Origin of the sequence: Aeromonas enteropelogenes, assembly GCF_000819845.1 — a bacterium.
Taxonomy (GTDB): Bacteria; Pseudomonadota; Gammaproteobacteria; order Enterobacterales; family Aeromonadaceae; genus Aeromonas; species Aeromonas enteropelogenes.
In genome coordinates, this window is the sequence record NZ_CDCG01000004.1 from 250,592 (window position 1) to 265,815 (window position 15,224).

Consider the following 15,224-nt stretch of genomic DNA (forward strand, 5'->3'; position numbering starts at 1 on the left):
ATCCTCTCGGGCGCACCATACAGACAGCCCCGACTCAGGTCGGGGCTGTTTTTCTATGGGCTGGATCCGGTCTTGGAAATACCCAACACCTGGTTGCCGCCCTCTTTCCATTCGCTTCTTCTTTCCTCTGGCCGGCTCGTTGCTGACGCCTCTGCCAGATCCCCTGCATGGCCGCTGCCAACACCCTGACGCGCATTTCTCCGCCAAAGCCGAGACTCCGGGCTGTCATCTATCTCCTTTTTGCTCAGGCGGGTGCTGGAGGCGTGTCATGGGCTGTGGGATCACGGGCAATAAAAAAGGATGCCGCAGCATCCTTTTTCACGTCGTTCGTCTTTAGCTTCTCAGCCATTTGCGAATGCGGTTGGCATCGCCGACCGGGGTGAGCTTGCCTACCGAGTTGAGCAACACGATGGCGAGCTCCCGGCTGTCCGGTTTGGCACGCATCACCAGGCAGCGGCCGGCCTCATCGGTAAAGCCGGTCTTGGAGAGACGTACGTCCCAGTCCGGATTTTTCACCAGCGGGTTGGTGTTGTTGAACATCAGGCTGTAGGAGGGGGCCTGGAAGCGCATCTCCCTGTGCTCATCCTGGGTAAACTGGCGGATCAGCGGCTGGCGATAGGCTGCGGCGACCAGCTTGCCCAGATCCTGGGCGGTGGAGACATTGCGGGTAGAGAGACCTGTGGCGTCGTAGAAATGGGTCTGGCGCATGCCCAGCTGTCGGGCTTTGTTGTTCATGGCCCGGATAAAGGCGCTGCGGCCGCCCGGGTAGTGACGGGCCAGGGCCGAGGCCATCCGGTTCTCGGAGGACATCAGGGCCAGGTGCAGTGCGTCACGACGGGTCACCTTGGTACCCATGCGAATGCGGGAGTGAGTGTGCTTCACCCGATCCAGATCTTCCTTGTCGATGGTCAGGGTCTGAGCCAGATCCTGTCTGGCATCCAGTACCACCAGCGCCGTCATCAGTTTGGTGATGGAGGCTATGGGACGCACCTTGGTGGCATTCTTCTGGTAGAGAGTCTTGCCCGTGTTGACGTCAACGACCAGGGCACTGCTCGAACGAATGTCCAATTTGGCGGGGTTGGGGGCGGCGCTGACCGCAGGCAATCCCAGCATCCCTATCAATCCGAAAACCAGCGCAACTGCGCGAACCCGACACCGCATACTACCGACTCCGTTCACATGGAAAAAAAGGCGGTAGATTCACGCATTTTTACCCTGCATTGACAAGAGGCTCTACAGACTATTTCTACAATTTGCGCAAATGCGAGCCTCAAAAAAGCCCTCTTTCGAGGGCTTTTTTGAGATGGGTGTCAATCCCGGGATTTTGCGGCCTTGCGTTTGCTGAGCCAGCGCCAGAGCAGGGCGATGATGCCGCTGACCAGCAGCACGATCGGCAGGTAGAGGATGATGCTGAGAAACTGCGACTGGTATTCGGCCGCCAGCTTGGTGTGACTCAGGTAGTAGCCGAATCCCACCAGGGGGCAGATCCACATGATGGAGCTGATGAAATTGACGACGAGAAAGCGTCCCTGCGGCAGCTCGGTGGCGCCAACGATATAGGGATAGGCGGTGCGTACGAAAGCGATGTAGCGGGCGGTGATCAGGGTCAGGATGCCGTACTTGTCGAGCAGGTAGTAGACCTTCTCCTTGTGGCGATCCTCCACGTGAGACATCAGGCGATGATACATCTGGGTGTGGCCGAGAAAGCGCCCCTGCATGTAGCCAAGCCAGGTGCCGACGAAGGTGGCCATGATCAGCAGCGGGATCACCGCCAGTGACAGCACATCCTGATAGATGAGCACGCCGGTCAGGATCAGCAGGCTGTCGCCGGGCAGAAAAGCGGTGGGGATAAAGCCATTCTCGAGCACCAGAAAGGTCAATAAGACGGCACAGACCATGAAGGCCATTTGGGGATCAGACAGGGTCACCAGATCCTGATGCATAAAGGCGTGGGCCAGTTGGTAAAACCGCTCCATTCTTGCAAACTCCGCAGGTTAGCTGGGTTGATCGGTCAAGGGCATGGCGAGCACCTTGTCGATGCGCAGACCATCCATGTCAACAATTTCCAGTTGCCACTGTTCCAGGGTGACGAGGTCGCCGGTCTGTGGAACACGACCAAGGAGCAGCATGATAAGCCCTCCGAGGGTGTGATAGTGATGTTTTTCTTCCTCGGGCAGGCGAACCAGCTCCAGACAGTCCTTCAATTCTGGCAAAGGGATCAGGCCATCGAGCAGCCAGCTGCCATCGGCGCGCTGGAATGCCCAGTTGTCGTCGCCGTCTTCCTGCTGAAAATCCCCCGCCAGCGCCTCCATCAGATCCTGCTGGGTGACCAGCCCCTGCAACTCGCCATACTCATCCACCACCAGGGCGATTTGTTCGCTGTGGGTGCGGAAGTGGTTGAGCAGCTCGACCCCGTTGAGGGTCTCGGGCAGCAAGCTTCCCTCCTGGGTCAGGGCGGCCAGGTCGATGGGCTCCCCCTTGATATAGGCATACAACACCTTGTTGACGTCGATGATCCCCACCAGCTCGGAGAGGTTGCCGTCACAGACCGGGAAATAGCTGTGACGCTCCTCCACCAGTCGTTGCAGGTTGGTTTCCAGCGGCAGCGACAGATCCAGATAGCGGATATCGCTGCGCGGCACCATCAGGGAGGAGAGGCTGCGCTCGTCGAGACGGAACACGTTGCGCAGCATGGTGTGCTCATGATCCTCGATCACCCCGGCTTCGGAGCCCTCCACCAGCATGGCGTGGATCTCCTCTTCGGTGACGTTGGCGCCGCCATCCTGCTTGGCCCGCAACAGGCGCAGGGTAGCATTGGTGGAGACTGACAGCAGCCAGACGAAGGGACGGGTCAGGGTGGCGAGCCAGTGCATGGGGAGCGCCACCAGGCAGGCAAGGCGTTCTGCGCTGAGCTGGCCGAGGCGCTTGGGCACCAGCTCCCCCACCACGATGGAGAGATAGGTCACGGTGACGACGACGATGACGGTGGCGATCGTACCGCTGGTCTTGGGGGAGAGTCCCCATTCCTGCAGCCAGAGGGAGAAAGGTTGGGCCAGCAGGGATTCGCCGTAGATACCGTTGAGCAGGCCGATAGTGGTGATGCCGATCTGGACGGCGGAGAGAAAATGGGTCGGGTTTTCCGCGAGTTTGAGGGCGATGGCGGCGGAGCGACTTCCTTCACTGGCCATCTTGGCAAGGCGAGCCTTGCGTGCGGTCACGATGGCAATTTCCGACATGGCGAAGACGCCATTGAGCAAAATCAATCCCAACAGGATCAATATTTCCATACTGCGGCAGCACTCCTAAGTAGAAAAGATCGCTGGCAGTGTAATGAATTTGGCCGCGATGCGCTTGTGAAAGCAGGTGATCCGGTTCGCTAATTTATCACGCCCCCGGCTTGGGGCTGGCGAGGGGCCCCTGTCAGGAGAGGGGAGCCAAAAAAGGGCGGGGAATCCCGCCCTTGCTGTGATTGCCTGAATTGATTCGATCAGAACTGCTGGAACCAGCGCTGGATCTGGGCCGGATCCTTGCTCTGGGTCAGGGAGAGCATCAGCAGGATGCGCGCCTTCTGCGGGTTCAGGGTGCCGGCGGCCACGAAGCCGTACTTGGCGTCGTCGATCTCGGCATCCAGGGTGGTGGCGCCAGTCGGCACGCGGGCGGAGCGCACCACGCGAATGCCGTCCTTGCTCGCCTGAGCCAGGGTGTCGAACAGGCTGTGGTAGAGGTTGCCGTTGCCTACCCCGGCGCTGACGATGCCATCAAACTTGGCATCCACCATGGCCTTGGCCGGCAACTCGGTGGCGTTGGCATAGCTATAGACGATACCGACCTGGGGCAGCTTGTCGAGCTTGCTCACATCGAACGGGGTCTTGCTGGTGTGCAGGCGAGCCGGGCTGCGCTGATAGTCGATCTTGCCGTTGTGGATGTAGCCAAGCGGACCGAAGTTGGGGGCGGCAAAGGTCTGCACGCCTGTGGTGTTGGTCTTGGTGACGTCGCGGGCATCCAGCACGGTATCGTTCATGGCGACCATGACGCCACGGCCTTTGGAGGCGGGATCGGAGGCGGTGACCACGGCGTTGTAGAGGTTCATCGGGCCGTCAGCACTCATGGCGGTGGAGGGGCGCATGGCGCCGACCAGTACCACCGGCTTGTCGCTCTTGACGGTGAGGTTGAGGAAGTAGGCGGTCTCTTCCATGGTGTCGGTGCCGTGGGTGATGACGATGCCATCAACATCATCCTTGGCCAGCAGCTCGTTGACCCGCTTGGCAAGCTTCAGCCACACCTCGTCGTTCATATCCTGGGAGCCAATCTTGACTACCTGCTCCCCCTGCACGTCGGCCACGTTCTTCATTTCGGGGACGGCGGCGATCAAGGTCTCGATGGCTACCTTGCCAGCCTCATAGTTGGACTGGGTGGCAGACTGGCCGGCGCCGGCGATAGTGCCGCCGGTAGCCAGAATATGCACATTGGGCAGGGCCATGGCCATAGGGGAGAGGGTCAGGCCGAGCACGGCGGCGAGCAGGGTCTTGCGGATCGGTAGGGTCATGCTGCAAATCCTTCTGGTTGGAATAATCGCAGCAAGTTTGCCCATTTAATAATCGACGTCTGTGATAAAACTCACCAAAAGACAGGTGAGTACAGATTTTTAACCTGTTTTATACCTCTATAGAGATAAATTAACTTGCCGAGAAGCCCTTGGCTTCAATCAGGGCGATCAGCTCCGCCTTGTTCAATTCGCTCTCGATGACCGCCTTACTGCTGGCGAAATCGACGCTGGCTGCGCTGACGGCAGGCTGGGCCAGCAGGGCTTTTTGCAGGCTGGCGGCGCAACCGCCACAGGACATGCCGGTCACTGTCAGTTCAATAGTCATGATGAGTCTCCTTTTTGGGTGTAATGCAAGCCTAAAGCTGCCGCTCGCGGCAAGGTCAAGTCACCCGTCACTTCGTTGTTACCCCATCAAGCCCAGATAGTTCATCAGGGCTGCTCCCAGGCTGGTGGTGAGAAGGGAGCCCAGCGTGGTGGTAGCGATGATGTTCGCGGCCAGTGAACTGTCGCCCCCCATGGCGCGGGTCATCACATAACTGGCGGCGGCAGTCGGGGTGGAGCTGATGAGAAACAGGATGCCGAGTGCCTGTGGGCTGAAGCCAAGCGCCCAGGCCCCCGCGACCAGCAGCACGGGAATGCACAGCAGCCGGTTGGCGGTAGCCCAGCCGGTCAGCATGGCGCCGCCGCGCAGGGCCTTGAGGTTGAGGCTGGCGCCGGTGCACAGGAGTGCCAGCGGCAGCGTCATGTTGGCAAAGTAGTTACCGGTGGTGGTGACCAGCTGGGGTAGCTCTATGCCGAGCAGGCCAAACGGCAGTGCTGACAGGATGGCGATGATGAGTGGATTTTTGGCGATCCCCTTGAGGATGGGTTTGACCCCCTTGTTGCCTCCCAGACTGCGGGTCAGGGTGACGACGGCGAGGATGTTGTAGAGCACGGTGACCGAGCCCACCAGCAGGGCGGCGGCGCCGATCCCTTCCGGCCCGTAGGCGTTCTGCACATAGGCCAGCCCCATGATCCCCATGTTGCCGCGAAAGCTGCCCTGCACGAAGACGCCACGTTGACGCCGCTCGGGAATGAAGCGGGCCGCCAGCAGCTCCAGCACCAGAAAACCGGTGAGCGTCCCGAGCAGGCCGTAGAGGATGAGCCAGGGGCTCGGCATGGTCGAAAAGTCGGTGCGCACCATGCTGAGGAACAGGAGCGCCGGCAGGGTGACCTGGAACACCAGACGCGAGGCCGATTCGACGAAGCTGTCGGGCAGCAGGCCCAGCTGTTTGAGCCAGATGCCGAGCAGCAGCACCACGCAGATGGGGCCGGTAATGGAGAGGGAGAAGTGCAGACTTGCCAACAGATCCATGATGCGCGTCCTGTGCAATGGCGGGTGGCACGGCGTTCGCCGGGGCCAAAAGGGCATTCTAACGCCATGGGCTTGTATTCAAAGGGCTTAATAACAACAATGTGGGCAATTTCCACTGCCGAGCCTGACTCATGGACAAGAAGCTGACCATCCTCGATATCGCCCGCCTTGCCGGTGTTGGCAAGTCGACCGTTTCCCGGGTGCTCAATCAGGATCCCAAGGTCAAGCAGGCGACCCGTGAGCGGGTGGAGCAGATCATCGCTGAGCATGGCTTTGTGCCGAGCAAGTCGGCGCGGGCCATGCGCAGCCAGAGCCAGCAGGTGGTCGGCATCATCGTCTCGCGGCTCGATTCAAGTTCCGAAAACCAGGCGGTGCGCGGCATGCTGGAAACTCTCTATCAGCGCGGTTATGACGCCGTGCTGATGGAGAGCAAATTCTCCCCGGCCAAGGTGCAGGAACATCTGGCGGTGCTGGAGCGGCGCGGGGTGGATGGCATCATCCTCTTTGCCTTCAACGATCTGGATTATGACGCCATGGCGCCGCTCAGGGAGAAGCTGGTGCTGGTGGCGCGCGAACATCCGGGCTTCTCTTCGGTCTGTTTCGACGATGCGGGTGCGGTGCACACCATGCTGACCCAGCTGGTGGCGCGCAATATCCGCGATATCGCCTATCTCGGGGTGGATGCCTCGGATCTCACCACGGGTCAGCGCCGGCTCGACGCCTATCTGACCTTTTGTCGGGAACAGGGCCTGGCGGCACGCAGCGCCCTCGGTGATCTCAGCTTGCAAAGTGGCTACCGGCTGGCGGCTGAGCTGCTGACTCCCACCACCCAGGCGCTGGTCTGTGCCAGCGATACTCTCGCCATTGGTGCGGCAAAATACTTGCAAGAACAAGGACGTAGCGAGGTGCTGGTGACCGGTCTTGGCAACAACCCCATGCTTACCTTCCTCTTCCCCAACGCCCTCAGCCTGGATCTCGGTTACAAGGGGGCGGGGGAGCTGGCGGCCCGTCAGTTGCTCGGTCAGATCGAGCAGGAGTGCTGCCCGCTGGCGACCATAGCTCCCTGTCATACCCTGTGAACCCCATCACTTAGCACTGCACAAAAAACGCGCTTTTTGTGACGCTGACCACGAAATGGGAACGTTCCCATTCTGATCTGGCCAAATTGCCGTCATGCTGATTGGGAACGATACCAATAACGCTCGAGCCGACAGACTGGCTCAGAAGGGCGAGGCAGATCACTATCAATGGAGTCACAGAGGGAAGGCTCATGTCCAAGATCAACACACAACATCTGGCTCAGCTGATTGACAAGATCGGCGGCAAGGAGAATATCGCCACCGTCAGCCACTGCCTGACCCGGCTGCGCTTCGTCCTGAACGATCCGGCCAAAGCCGACAGCAAGGCCATCGAGACCATCCCGGCGGTGAAGGGGAGCTTCACCCAGGGCGGCCAGTTCCAGGTGGTCATCGGCAACGAGGTGGAGCAGTGGTACAAGGCGCTGACCGAAGAGATCGGCGTCAGCGGCGGCAGCAAGGAGGCCGCCAAGCAGGCGGCGCGCCAGAACATGAACCCGCTCGAGCGCGGCATCTCCCACCTGGCGGAGATCTTCGTGCCCCTGCTGCCGGCCATCATCACCGGCGGTCTGATCCTGGGTTTTCGCAACGTTATCGGCGACATAAAGATGTTCGACGACGGGACCCACACCCTCACCGAGATCAGCCAGTTCTGGGCCCAGGTGCACGCCTTCCTCTGGCTGCTGGGTGAGGCCATCTTCCACTTCCTGCCGGTGGGCGTCTGCTGGTCGGCGGTGAAGAAGATGGGCGGCTCCGAGATTTTGGGGATAGTGCTGGGCATCACGCTGGTGTCGCCCCAACTGATGAACGCCTATGGCATCGGCCAACAGACCCCCGAGGTGTGGGACTTTGGCCTCTTCGTCATCCAGAAGGTGGGCTATCAGGCCCAGGTCATTCCGGCCCTGCTGGCAGGGGTCTTCCTCGCCTGGGTCGAGACTAACTTGAAGCGCATCATCCCGGCCTACCTCTACCTGGTCATAGTCCCCTTCATCTCCCTGCTGCTGGCGGTGATCGTGGCCCACGCCTTCATCGGCCCGTTCGGCCGCTGGATTGGTGACGGGGTCGGCTTTGCTGCCAAGGCGGCTATGACCGGCTCGTTTGCCCCCATCGGCTCCGCCCTGTTTGGCTTCCTCTATGCGCCCCTGGTCATTACCGGCATCCACCACACCACCAACGCGGTGGATCTGCAGCTGATGCAGAGCATGGGCGGCACCCCGATCTGGCCGCTGATTGCCCTCTCCAACATCGCCCAGGCCTCTGCGGTGGTAGGCATCATTCTGATCAGCCGCAAGGAGAACGAGCGCGAGATCTCGGTGCCCGCCGCCATCTCCGCCTACCTGGGGGTGACCGAGCCGGCCATGTACGGCATCAACCTCAAGTACAAGTTCCCCATGCTGTGCGCCATGGTGGGTTCGAGCCTGGCAGCCCTTATCTGCGGCTTCGCCGGGGTGATGGCCAACGGCATCGGGGTGGGGGGTCTGCCCGGCATCCTCTCCATCCAGCCCCAATACTGGGCCATTTACGCCGTGGCCATGCTGGTGGCCATCATAGTGCCTGTGGTGTTGACCCTGCTGGTCTACAAGCGCCAGCAGGCGGCCGGCAAGCTGGAGCTGGCCAGCGCCTGACCTAACGCATCAGGGCGACCCGCGGGTCGCCCTCTCCCTTTTCATTCGAGACAAGAGCAAGACCCATGAGCCAAACACCCTGGTGGCAGAGCGCCGTGATTTACCAGATCTACCCCAAGAGCTTTCAGGACAGTAGCGCACGCGGCACTGGCGATCTCAAGGGGATCATGGCCCGCCTCGACTATCTCAAGACCCTCGAAGTCGATGCCCTCTGGCTGACCCCCGTCTACGTCTCGCCGCAGGTGGACAACGGCTACGACATCGCCGACTACCTTGCCATCGACCCGGCCTACGGCACCATGGCTGACTTCGAGGCGCTGCTGGCCGCCGCCCACGAGCGCGGCATCCGCATCGTGATGGACATCGTCGTCAACCACACCTCCACCGAGCACGCCTGGTTCAAGTCGGCGCTGGGGGATAAAAACAGCCCCTACCGCGACTACTACATCTGGAAAGACCCGGTGGACGGCGGCGTGCCCAACAACTGGCAGTCCAAGTTTGGCGGCAGCGCCTGGGAGCTGGACCCGGCTACCGGCCAGTACTACCTGCACCTGTTTGCCCGAGAGCAGGCGGATCTCAACTGGGAGAACCCGGCGGTGCGTGCCGAGGTGAAGAAGATCATCCATTTCTGGGCGAAGAAGGGGGTCGACGGTTTTCGCCTCGACGTTATCAACCTCATCTCCAAGGATCAGCGCTTCCCGAGCGACGACAGTGGCGACGGCCGCCGCTTCTACACCGACGGGCCGCGCATCCACGAATTCTTGCGCGACGTGAGCCGCGACGTATTCGCCCCGGTCGGCGCCATGACGGTGGGGGAGATGTCGTCCACCTCCCTGGAGCACTGCCAGCGCTACGGCGCGCTGGACGGCTCCGAGCTCTCCATGGTGTTCAACTTCCACCACCTCAAGGTGGACTACCCGGGCGGCGACAAGTGGACCAAGGCACCGTTCGATTTCCTCGAGCTCAAGCGCATCTTCAACCACTGGCAGAGCGGCATGCACGGCAAGGCCTGGTCGGCGCTGTTCTGGTGCAACCACGATCAGCCGCGCATCGTCTCTCGCTTCGGTGACGAGGGCGAGCACAGGGTGGTGGCCGCCAAGATGCTGGCCAGCACCTTGCACGGTCTACAGGGTACTCCCTACATCTATCAGGGGGAGGAGATCGGCATGACCAACCCCGGTTATCAGTGCATCGATGACTATCAGGATGTGGAGAGCCGCAACATCTTCGCCATCAAGCAGGCCGAAGGCATGAGGGAGGCCGAGATCCTGGCCATTCTGGGGGCCAAGTCCCGCGACAACTCGCGCACGCCCATGCAGTGGAGTGCAGCCCCCAAGGCGGGCTTCACCGCCGGCACGCCCTGGCTCAAACCTGCCGCCAACTACCCCGAGATCAATGCCGAAACGGCTCTGGCCGACCCGGGCTCGGTGTTCTGGCACTACCGGGATCTGATCCGGCTGCGCAAGGCCCATTCCATCTTCACGCAAGGGGATTATCAGGAGCTGCTGGCGGGGCATGCGCGGATCTGGGCCTATGCCCGCCGCGCAGACGGTCAGACTCTGCTGGTGGTGAGCAACTTCTACGGCGAGCCGGTGGACTTCACCCTGCCGGAGGAGCTGGCCACCGGCAAGGGGCACCTGTTGCTTGGCAACTACCCCGATAGCCCGGCCCGGCCGCAATCCTGTATGCTGCGCCCTTATGAATCCCTGATCTGGCTGGTGGAGTAGGCGATGAGCGAGGTGATGATGAAGGTGGCGGTGCGTGGCCCCGAGTGGCAGAAGATGGTGGCGGGGGAGCCCTATGATGCGGGCGACCCCGAGCTCAAAGCGGCGCGCGAGCGCTGCCGCAGGCTCTATCACACCTTCAACACCAGCTGGCAGGAGAAACCAGCGCGCGATGCCCTGCTCCATGAACTGCTGGGCGGCCGTGGCAAGGAGTGTGCCATCAACCCGCCCTTCTTTTGCGACTACGGGGCCAACATCTTCGTGGGCGAGAACTTCTACGCCAACGTGGGCTGCACCATCCTCGACGTGTGCGAGGTGCACATCGGCGACAACGTGCTGCTGGCGCCCGGGGTACAGATCTACACGGCCGCTCACCCGGTGGCGGTGGCGCCGCGCATCAAGGGAGTGGAGTTCGGCAAGCCGGTGCGCATCGGCCACAACGTCTGGATCGGTGGCAGCGTCGTCATCTGCCCCGGCGTCACCATAGGGGACAACAGCGTGATCGGCGCTGGCTCTGTGGTGACCAAGGATGTGCCGGCGGGCGTGGTGGCGGCCGGCAACCCCTGCAAGGTGCTGCGACCCATGACGCCCGAGGAGCTGGCAGGAGAAACCGGGTCTGTCATGGAGTAAAGCGTTGACGATGACCCTATCTGATTGATGCCGCGCGCTTTTCAGATTGTTTTATATTCAGTGCTCATGTTTCGGGTGGGCTGGCCGATACTATTGAAGGCAGGAGGTACTCAATGGATATATCTAGTTCTGCATCTACATCTGAAGGTTATGCCTTGCTGGCGGCCAGCCTGGCCAAAAAGCAGCAAACCCAGAACGGGCAAGCCGCACTGGAGTTGATCCAGACCGCGGTACAGCCGGCTCAGGCTGCACCAACATCGGCCAACGCTTCACTGGGAAGCAAAATCGATATTCGTGTCTGACACTGATACAAAAGCCCCCATCATCTGATGGGGGCTTTTTTTATTTGTGCCTTATACCGCGAAGGGGGCGGGTGCCTCGAAGGTCATCCGCTCGCCGCTGCGGGGGTGGCTGATGGTCAGACTGGCGGCATGGAGATAGAGATGGGGAGCCGCCGCCAGGGCATCCGGATTGGCGTAGAGGTTATCCCCCAGGATGGGGTGCCCCAGCTCCAGCATATGAACCCGCAGCTGATGGGAGCGACCGGTAATGGGGGTCAGCTTGATCAGGCTGTTGCCGTTTTCCACCTTCAGCTTCTGCCAAAGGGTCAGGGCATGGCGACCCTCCTCGAAGTCCACCTTCTGCTTCGGCCGGTTGGGCCAGTCGACGCAGAGCGGCAGATCCACTTCACCCGCATCCAGCTCAGGCTCCCCCCACACCCAGGCCAGATAGTGCTTCTCCGTCTCCCGCTCGCGGAATTGCCGGCTCAGCTCCCGGTGGGAGTTGGGGTTGAGGGGGATCACTAGCACGCCTGTGGTCGCCATGTCGAGGCGGTGAGCCGCCGCTGCCTTGGGGTGCTGCTGCTTCACCCGATGGAGCACGCTGTCTTCATTCTCGGGGCCGCGCCCGGGGACGCTCAGCAGGCCAGTAGGCTTGTTGACCACCATGATGTCCTTGTCCTTGAACAGGATATCGAGCCAGGGTTCCAGGGGCGGTGAGTATTCAAACATAGCGTCTCGCATCTTTGGTCAAAGCGGGGGCAAGCCCCCATCAGTTATGGGTAACCACATCAAAGCAGGGCATGGCACCCAGCTCTGGTCGATATTGAGCAGAGGATGCCTTTACGGCCCAGTCAGTTATGGGTGACCACGATAAAGCGGATGGCATCCAGCTTGAGCTGGGTCTGGTCGATCAGGTGGTGCAATTCTGCCTGCAGGTTGCGCAGATAATCCAGTTCGCTGTCGCGCACGTTCGGATTGACCGCCTTGAGCGCCTCCAGACGATCCAGATCCTGTTGCAGGGTTTGCGCCATCTGGGCACGGGCCTTGTCGACGATCTCCGTCTTCAGCCCCTCGGCGATGGCCTGACCCTGGCCGATGAGGCCGTGGATCGTGGGCTGGGAGGCGGTCACCAGCTTGCTGCCGAGGTGGCGGTTGACCGGAGTCAGCTGGCGGTTGAAGGCCTCGAAAGCCACCTTGTCACCCAGGTTGTTGCCGTTCTTGTCCATCAGCAGCCGGATTGGGGTCGGCGGCATGAAGCGGTAGAGCTGGGGATGGGCCGCAGACTCGGCCACAAAGATCAGCTCCAGCAGGATGGAACCCACCGGCAGCGCCTTGTTCTTGAGTAGGGCCACCGAGGTGGCACCGATCTCGGAGCCCAGGATGAGGTCGATACCGCCGCGCATCATGGGGTGATCCCAGGAGAGGAACGACATGTCGTCCCGCGACAGGGCAGTGGAGCGATCGAAGGTGATGGTCATGCCATCCTGGGGTAGCCCCGGGAAGCTGGAGACCAGCATGTGATCCCCCGGAGTCAGCACCAGGGCATTCTCGCCACGATCGTCCTGATTGACGCCGATCTCGTCGAACATCTTCAGGGCGAAGGAGATCATGCCGGTGTCGTCATCTTCGGCGGCCAACTTGTCGACCAGCTGCTGGGCGGCTTCGCCACCGCTGGAGTGGATTTCCAGCAGGCGATCGCGGCCCTGTTCCAGCCTGGCCTTGAGCGGCTCATGCAGTTCGCGAGTCTTGGTCAGAAGCGCTTCCAGTGCTTCCTGATCGCCGGTATTGGCGGCTAGCAGCTCGAACAGCTCATCGCGCACCGCCTCGAACACGGGACGGGCGGTCGGACAGGTTTGCTCGAATGCATCGAGACCGTCGTGATACCAGAGTTGCAGGGCGCGCTGGGAGGTGCCTTCCAGATAGGGGACATGGATCTCGACCGTGTTCTGCTGGCCTATACGATCGAGACGACCGATCCGTTGTTCCAGCAGATCCGGATTGAGCGGCAGATCGAACAGCACCAGATGGCTGGCAAATTGGAAGTTGCGACCCTCGGAGCCGATCTCGGAGCAGAGCAGCACCTGGGCGCCCCCCTCGGCCTGGGCGAAATAGGCCGAGGCCTTGTCCCGCTCGAGGATGGACATCCCCTCGTGGAACACGGCTCCACGGATCCCCTCGCGGATACGCAGCGCCTCTTCCAGGGCGATGGCAGTAGCAGCTTCGGAACAGATCACCAGTACCTTCTGCTGGCGGGCAGAGAGCAGCAGTTCCAGCAGCCAGTCGACGCGGGGATCGAACTGGGTCCAGCTGGCGTTGTCGCCCTCGAACTGCTGGAAGATCTTCTCTGGATAGAGGTAGCGCAGGGCGCGGGTCTGCAGATCTCCGCCGTTGCCACCCATCATGCCCATCACCTTGATGGCGGTCTTGTACTGCTCCGGCAGCGCCATGGGGTAGACGTTGAGGTGACGCTCCGGGAAGCCCTGAATGTTGGCGCGGCTGTTGCGAAACAGCACGCGGCCGGTGCCGTGCTGATCCAGCAGTTTGGCAACTGCCTGCTGACGGGCGGCGGCATCGGTGAGATCCAGTCCTTCCAGCTGGCCAGCCAGGATCTGTTTGGCTTCATCGCTCAGGGTCTCGCCATCCAGCAGCTCCTGGGCGGCGCTCGCGACTTGGCCATAGGCCTGTTCCTCGGCGAGGAAGGCGTCGTAGTCGTAGAAGCGCTCGGGATCCAGCAGACGCAGGCGGGCAAAGTGGCTCTGGTGACCCAGTTGATCCGGGGTTGCGGTCAGCAGCAGCACGCCAGGCACCTGCTCGGCCAGCGCCTCCACCATCTGGTAGGCGCGGCTCGGGGCTTCCTCGCTCCACTCCAGGTGATGCGCCTCATCGACGACCAGCAGATCCCACTCCGCTTCCAGGATCTGTTCGAAGCGACGACGCTTCTTGCGCAGGAAGTCGAGGCTGCAGATCACCAGCTGTTCGGTTTCGAAGGGATTCTCCGCATCAGCGAAAGCCTCGATGCAGCGCTCCTCGTCAAACAGGGAGAAGTGCAGGTTGAAGCGGCGCAACATCTCGACAAGCCACTGGTGTTGCAGGGTTTCGGGCAGCAGGATCAGCACGCGATGGGCGCGGCCGGAGAGCAGTTGCTGATGGATGATCATGCCCGCTTCGATGGTCTTGCCGAGGCCCACTTCGTCGGCCAGCAGCACGCGCGGGGCGTAGCGGTGTCCCACTTCGTGGGCAATATAAAGCTGGTGCGGGATCAGGCTGACCCGGCCACCGGCCAGACCACGGGTCGGATTGCGGCGGCGCTTGTGCTGATTGACCAGGGCCTCGTAGCGCAGTGTAAAGCGGGACATGCGGTCGATCTGCCCGGCGAACAGGCGATCCTGCGGCTTGTTGAACTTGATAAAGTTGTTGAGAAACACCTCTTTGAGGGCAACGGGCTCATCATTGTCGGTGCGAACACCTACATATATAAGCAGGCCGTCTTTCTCCTGCACTTCTTCGACCGTCATGGTCCAGTCTTCGTGACTGGTTATCTGATCGCCCACATTGAAGCTGACCCGGGTAACCGGCGCCTCTTCTTTGGCATACATACGGTTTTCACCGGTAGCCGGAAACAACAGGGTAACCATGCGTCCTTCAACAGCAACGACAGTCCCCAAACCCAGATCCGTCTCTGTATCACTAATCCAACGCTGGCCAAGTGCAAAAGGCATTAAACTCTCCAAAGCCCAAGAGTGTGTGAATCGCAAAGGGGCGCTATGTTACCCGAAGGCGTGAGCCTGATCACCATGGATATAGAGGAGGTCACCGTAAATCGCTACAAGCTTGATCTACCCCCTTTTCGAACGATATCCCGTAGTCAATACCGAGGCTGTAGCGGGATTAATGAGCGATTTGGTTGATTGGTGAGCGAACGATTCAAAAAGATGAATTTAGTTCGAAAACACCCTTGCCAGAACGAATTCACTCCCTATAATGCGCC

The 15,224-nt window shown here is 61.0% G+C and carries 13 protein-coding genes; 5 read left to right on the forward strand and 8 right to left on the reverse strand.

Annotation, left to right across the window (positions count from 1 at the left end):
- Positions 1-333: 333 nt before the first annotated feature.
- The 6 genes from pbpG to BN1123_RS02460 form a co-directional block, all read right to left on the reverse strand.
- Positions 334-1,161, reverse strand: a complete 828-nt coding sequence (pbpG, locus tag BN1123_RS02435; protein WP_042025153.1) for a D-alanyl-D-alanine endopeptidase — start codon at positions 1,159-1,161, stop codon at positions 334-336.
- 149 nt (positions 1,162-1,310) lie between these two features.
- On the reverse strand, positions 1,311-1,976 hold the full coding sequence (locus BN1123_RS02440; RefSeq protein ID WP_042025154.1) for a DedA family protein: 666 nt from the start codon (positions 1,974-1,976) through the stop codon (positions 1,311-1,313).
- 18 nt (positions 1,977-1,994) lie between these two features.
- Positions 1,995-3,287: a hemolysin family protein gene (locus BN1123_RS02445; protein WP_042025155.1), complete on the reverse strand. Its 1,293-nt coding sequence runs from the start codon at positions 3,285-3,287 to the stop codon at positions 1,995-1,997.
- Positions 3,288-3,487: 200 nt separating this feature from the next.
- Complete coding sequence (gene ansB / locus BN1123_RS02450) at positions 3,488-4,546, reverse strand: L-asparaginase 2 (RefSeq protein WP_042025156.1); 1,059 nt, start codon at positions 4,544-4,546, stop codon at positions 3,488-3,490.
- A gap of 130 nt (positions 4,547-4,676) precedes the next feature.
- Entirely contained in the window at positions 4,677-4,871 is a 195-nt protein-coding gene (locus BN1123_RS02455) for a heavy-metal-associated domain-containing protein (protein ID WP_042025157.1), read from the reverse strand.
- Between the two features lie 78 nt (positions 4,872-4,949).
- Positions 4,950-5,900, reverse strand: a complete 951-nt coding sequence (locus BN1123_RS02460; RefSeq protein ID WP_042025158.1) for an AEC family transporter — start codon at positions 5,898-5,900, stop codon at positions 4,950-4,952.
- A 131-nt stretch (positions 5,901-6,031) separates the two neighbouring features.
- On the opposite strand from BN1123_RS02460, the gene treR reads away from it, so the two are divergent.
- From treR to BN1123_RS02485, 5 genes are all read left to right on the forward strand, one after another.
- Positions 6,032-6,979, forward strand: a complete 948-nt coding sequence (gene treR / locus BN1123_RS02465) for a trehalose operon repressor TreR (RefSeq protein WP_042025159.1) — start codon at positions 6,032-6,034, stop codon at positions 6,977-6,979.
- Positions 6,980-7,170: 191 nt separating this feature from the next.
- Positions 7,171-8,601: a PTS trehalose transporter subunit IIBC gene (gene treB / locus BN1123_RS02470; RefSeq protein ID WP_042025160.1), complete on the forward strand. Its 1,431-nt coding sequence runs from the start codon at positions 7,171-7,173 to the stop codon at positions 8,599-8,601.
- Positions 8,602-8,666: 65 nt separating this feature from the next.
- Positions 8,667-10,328, forward strand: coding sequence for an alpha,alpha-phosphotrehalase (gene treC / locus BN1123_RS02475; RefSeq protein WP_042025161.1), 1,662 nt, complete (start codon positions 8,667-8,669; stop codon positions 10,326-10,328).
- Positions 10,329-10,331: 3 nt separating this feature from the next.
- On the forward strand, positions 10,332-10,955 hold the full coding sequence (locus BN1123_RS02480; RefSeq protein WP_042025162.1) for a sugar O-acetyltransferase: 624 nt from the start codon (positions 10,332-10,334) through the stop codon (positions 10,953-10,955).
- A 113-nt stretch (positions 10,956-11,068) separates the two neighbouring features.
- Complete coding sequence (locus BN1123_RS02485) at positions 11,069-11,257, forward strand: hypothetical protein (RefSeq protein WP_026458732.1); 189 nt, start codon at positions 11,069-11,071, stop codon at positions 11,255-11,257.
- Positions 11,258-11,308: 51 nt separating this feature from the next.
- Here BN1123_RS02485 and rluA read toward each other — a convergent pair whose 3' ends face one another.
- Positions 11,309-11,965, reverse strand: a complete 657-nt coding sequence (gene rluA, locus BN1123_RS02490) for a bifunctional tRNA pseudouridine(32) synthase/23S rRNA pseudouridine(746) synthase RluA (RefSeq protein WP_042025163.1) — start codon at positions 11,963-11,965, stop codon at positions 11,309-11,311.
- A 122-nt stretch (positions 11,966-12,087) separates the two neighbouring features.
- Positions 12,088-14,955 carry an RNA polymerase-associated protein RapA gene (gene rapA, locus BN1123_RS02495; protein WP_042025164.1) on the reverse strand — a complete coding sequence of 956 codons (2,868 nt, stop codon included), beginning with the start codon at positions 14,953-14,955 and terminating at the stop codon, positions 12,088-12,090.
- Positions 14,956-15,224 lie beyond the last annotated feature (269 nt).

Excerpts from the sequence above, each read along its gene's own strand:
- BN1123_RS02460 (WP_042025158.1), bottom strand. The coding sequence starts at position 5,900 with ATGGATCTGTTGGCAAGTCTGCACTTCTCCCTCTCCATTACCGGCCCC.
- treR (WP_042025159.1), top strand. The coding sequence starts at position 6,032 with ATGGACAAGAAGCTGACCATCCTCGATATCGCCCGCCTTGCCGGTGTT.
- treC (WP_042025161.1), top strand. The coding sequence starts at position 8,667 with ATGAGCCAAACACCCTGGTGGCAGAGCGCCGTGATTTACCAGATCTAC.
- BN1123_RS02480 (WP_042025162.1), top strand. The coding sequence starts at position 10,332 with ATGAGCGAGGTGATGATGAAGGTGGCGGTGCGTGGCCCCGAGTGGCAG.
- BN1123_RS02440 (WP_042025154.1), bottom strand. The coding sequence starts at position 1,976 with ATGGAGCGGTTTTACCAACTGGCCCACGCCTTTATGCATCAGGATCTG.
- BN1123_RS02485 (WP_026458732.1), top strand. The coding sequence starts at position 11,069 with ATGGATATATCTAGTTCTGCATCTACATCTGAAGGTTATGCCTTGCTG.
- rapA (WP_042025164.1), bottom strand. The coding sequence starts at position 14,955 with ATGCCTTTTGCACTTGGCCAGCGTTGGATTAGTGATACAGAGACGGAT.
- BN1123_RS02455 (WP_042025157.1), bottom strand. The coding sequence starts at position 4,871 with ATGACTATTGAACTGACAGTGACCGGCATGTCCTGTGGCGGTTGCGCC.
- pbpG (WP_042025153.1), bottom strand. The coding sequence starts at position 1,161 with ATGCGGTGTCGGGTTCGCGCAGTTGCGCTGGTTTTCGGATTGATAGGG.
- ansB (WP_042025156.1), bottom strand. The coding sequence starts at position 4,546 with ATGACCCTACCGATCCGCAAGACCCTGCTCGCCGCCGTGCTCGGCCTG.
- rluA (WP_042025163.1), bottom strand. The coding sequence starts at position 11,965 with ATGTTTGAATACTCACCGCCCCTGGAACCCTGGCTCGATATCCTGTTC.
- BN1123_RS02445 (WP_042025155.1), bottom strand. The coding sequence starts at position 3,287 with ATGGAAATATTGATCCTGTTGGGATTGATTTTGCTCAATGGCGTCTTC.
- treB (WP_042025160.1), top strand. The coding sequence starts at position 7,171 with ATGTCCAAGATCAACACACAACATCTGGCTCAGCTGATTGACAAGATC.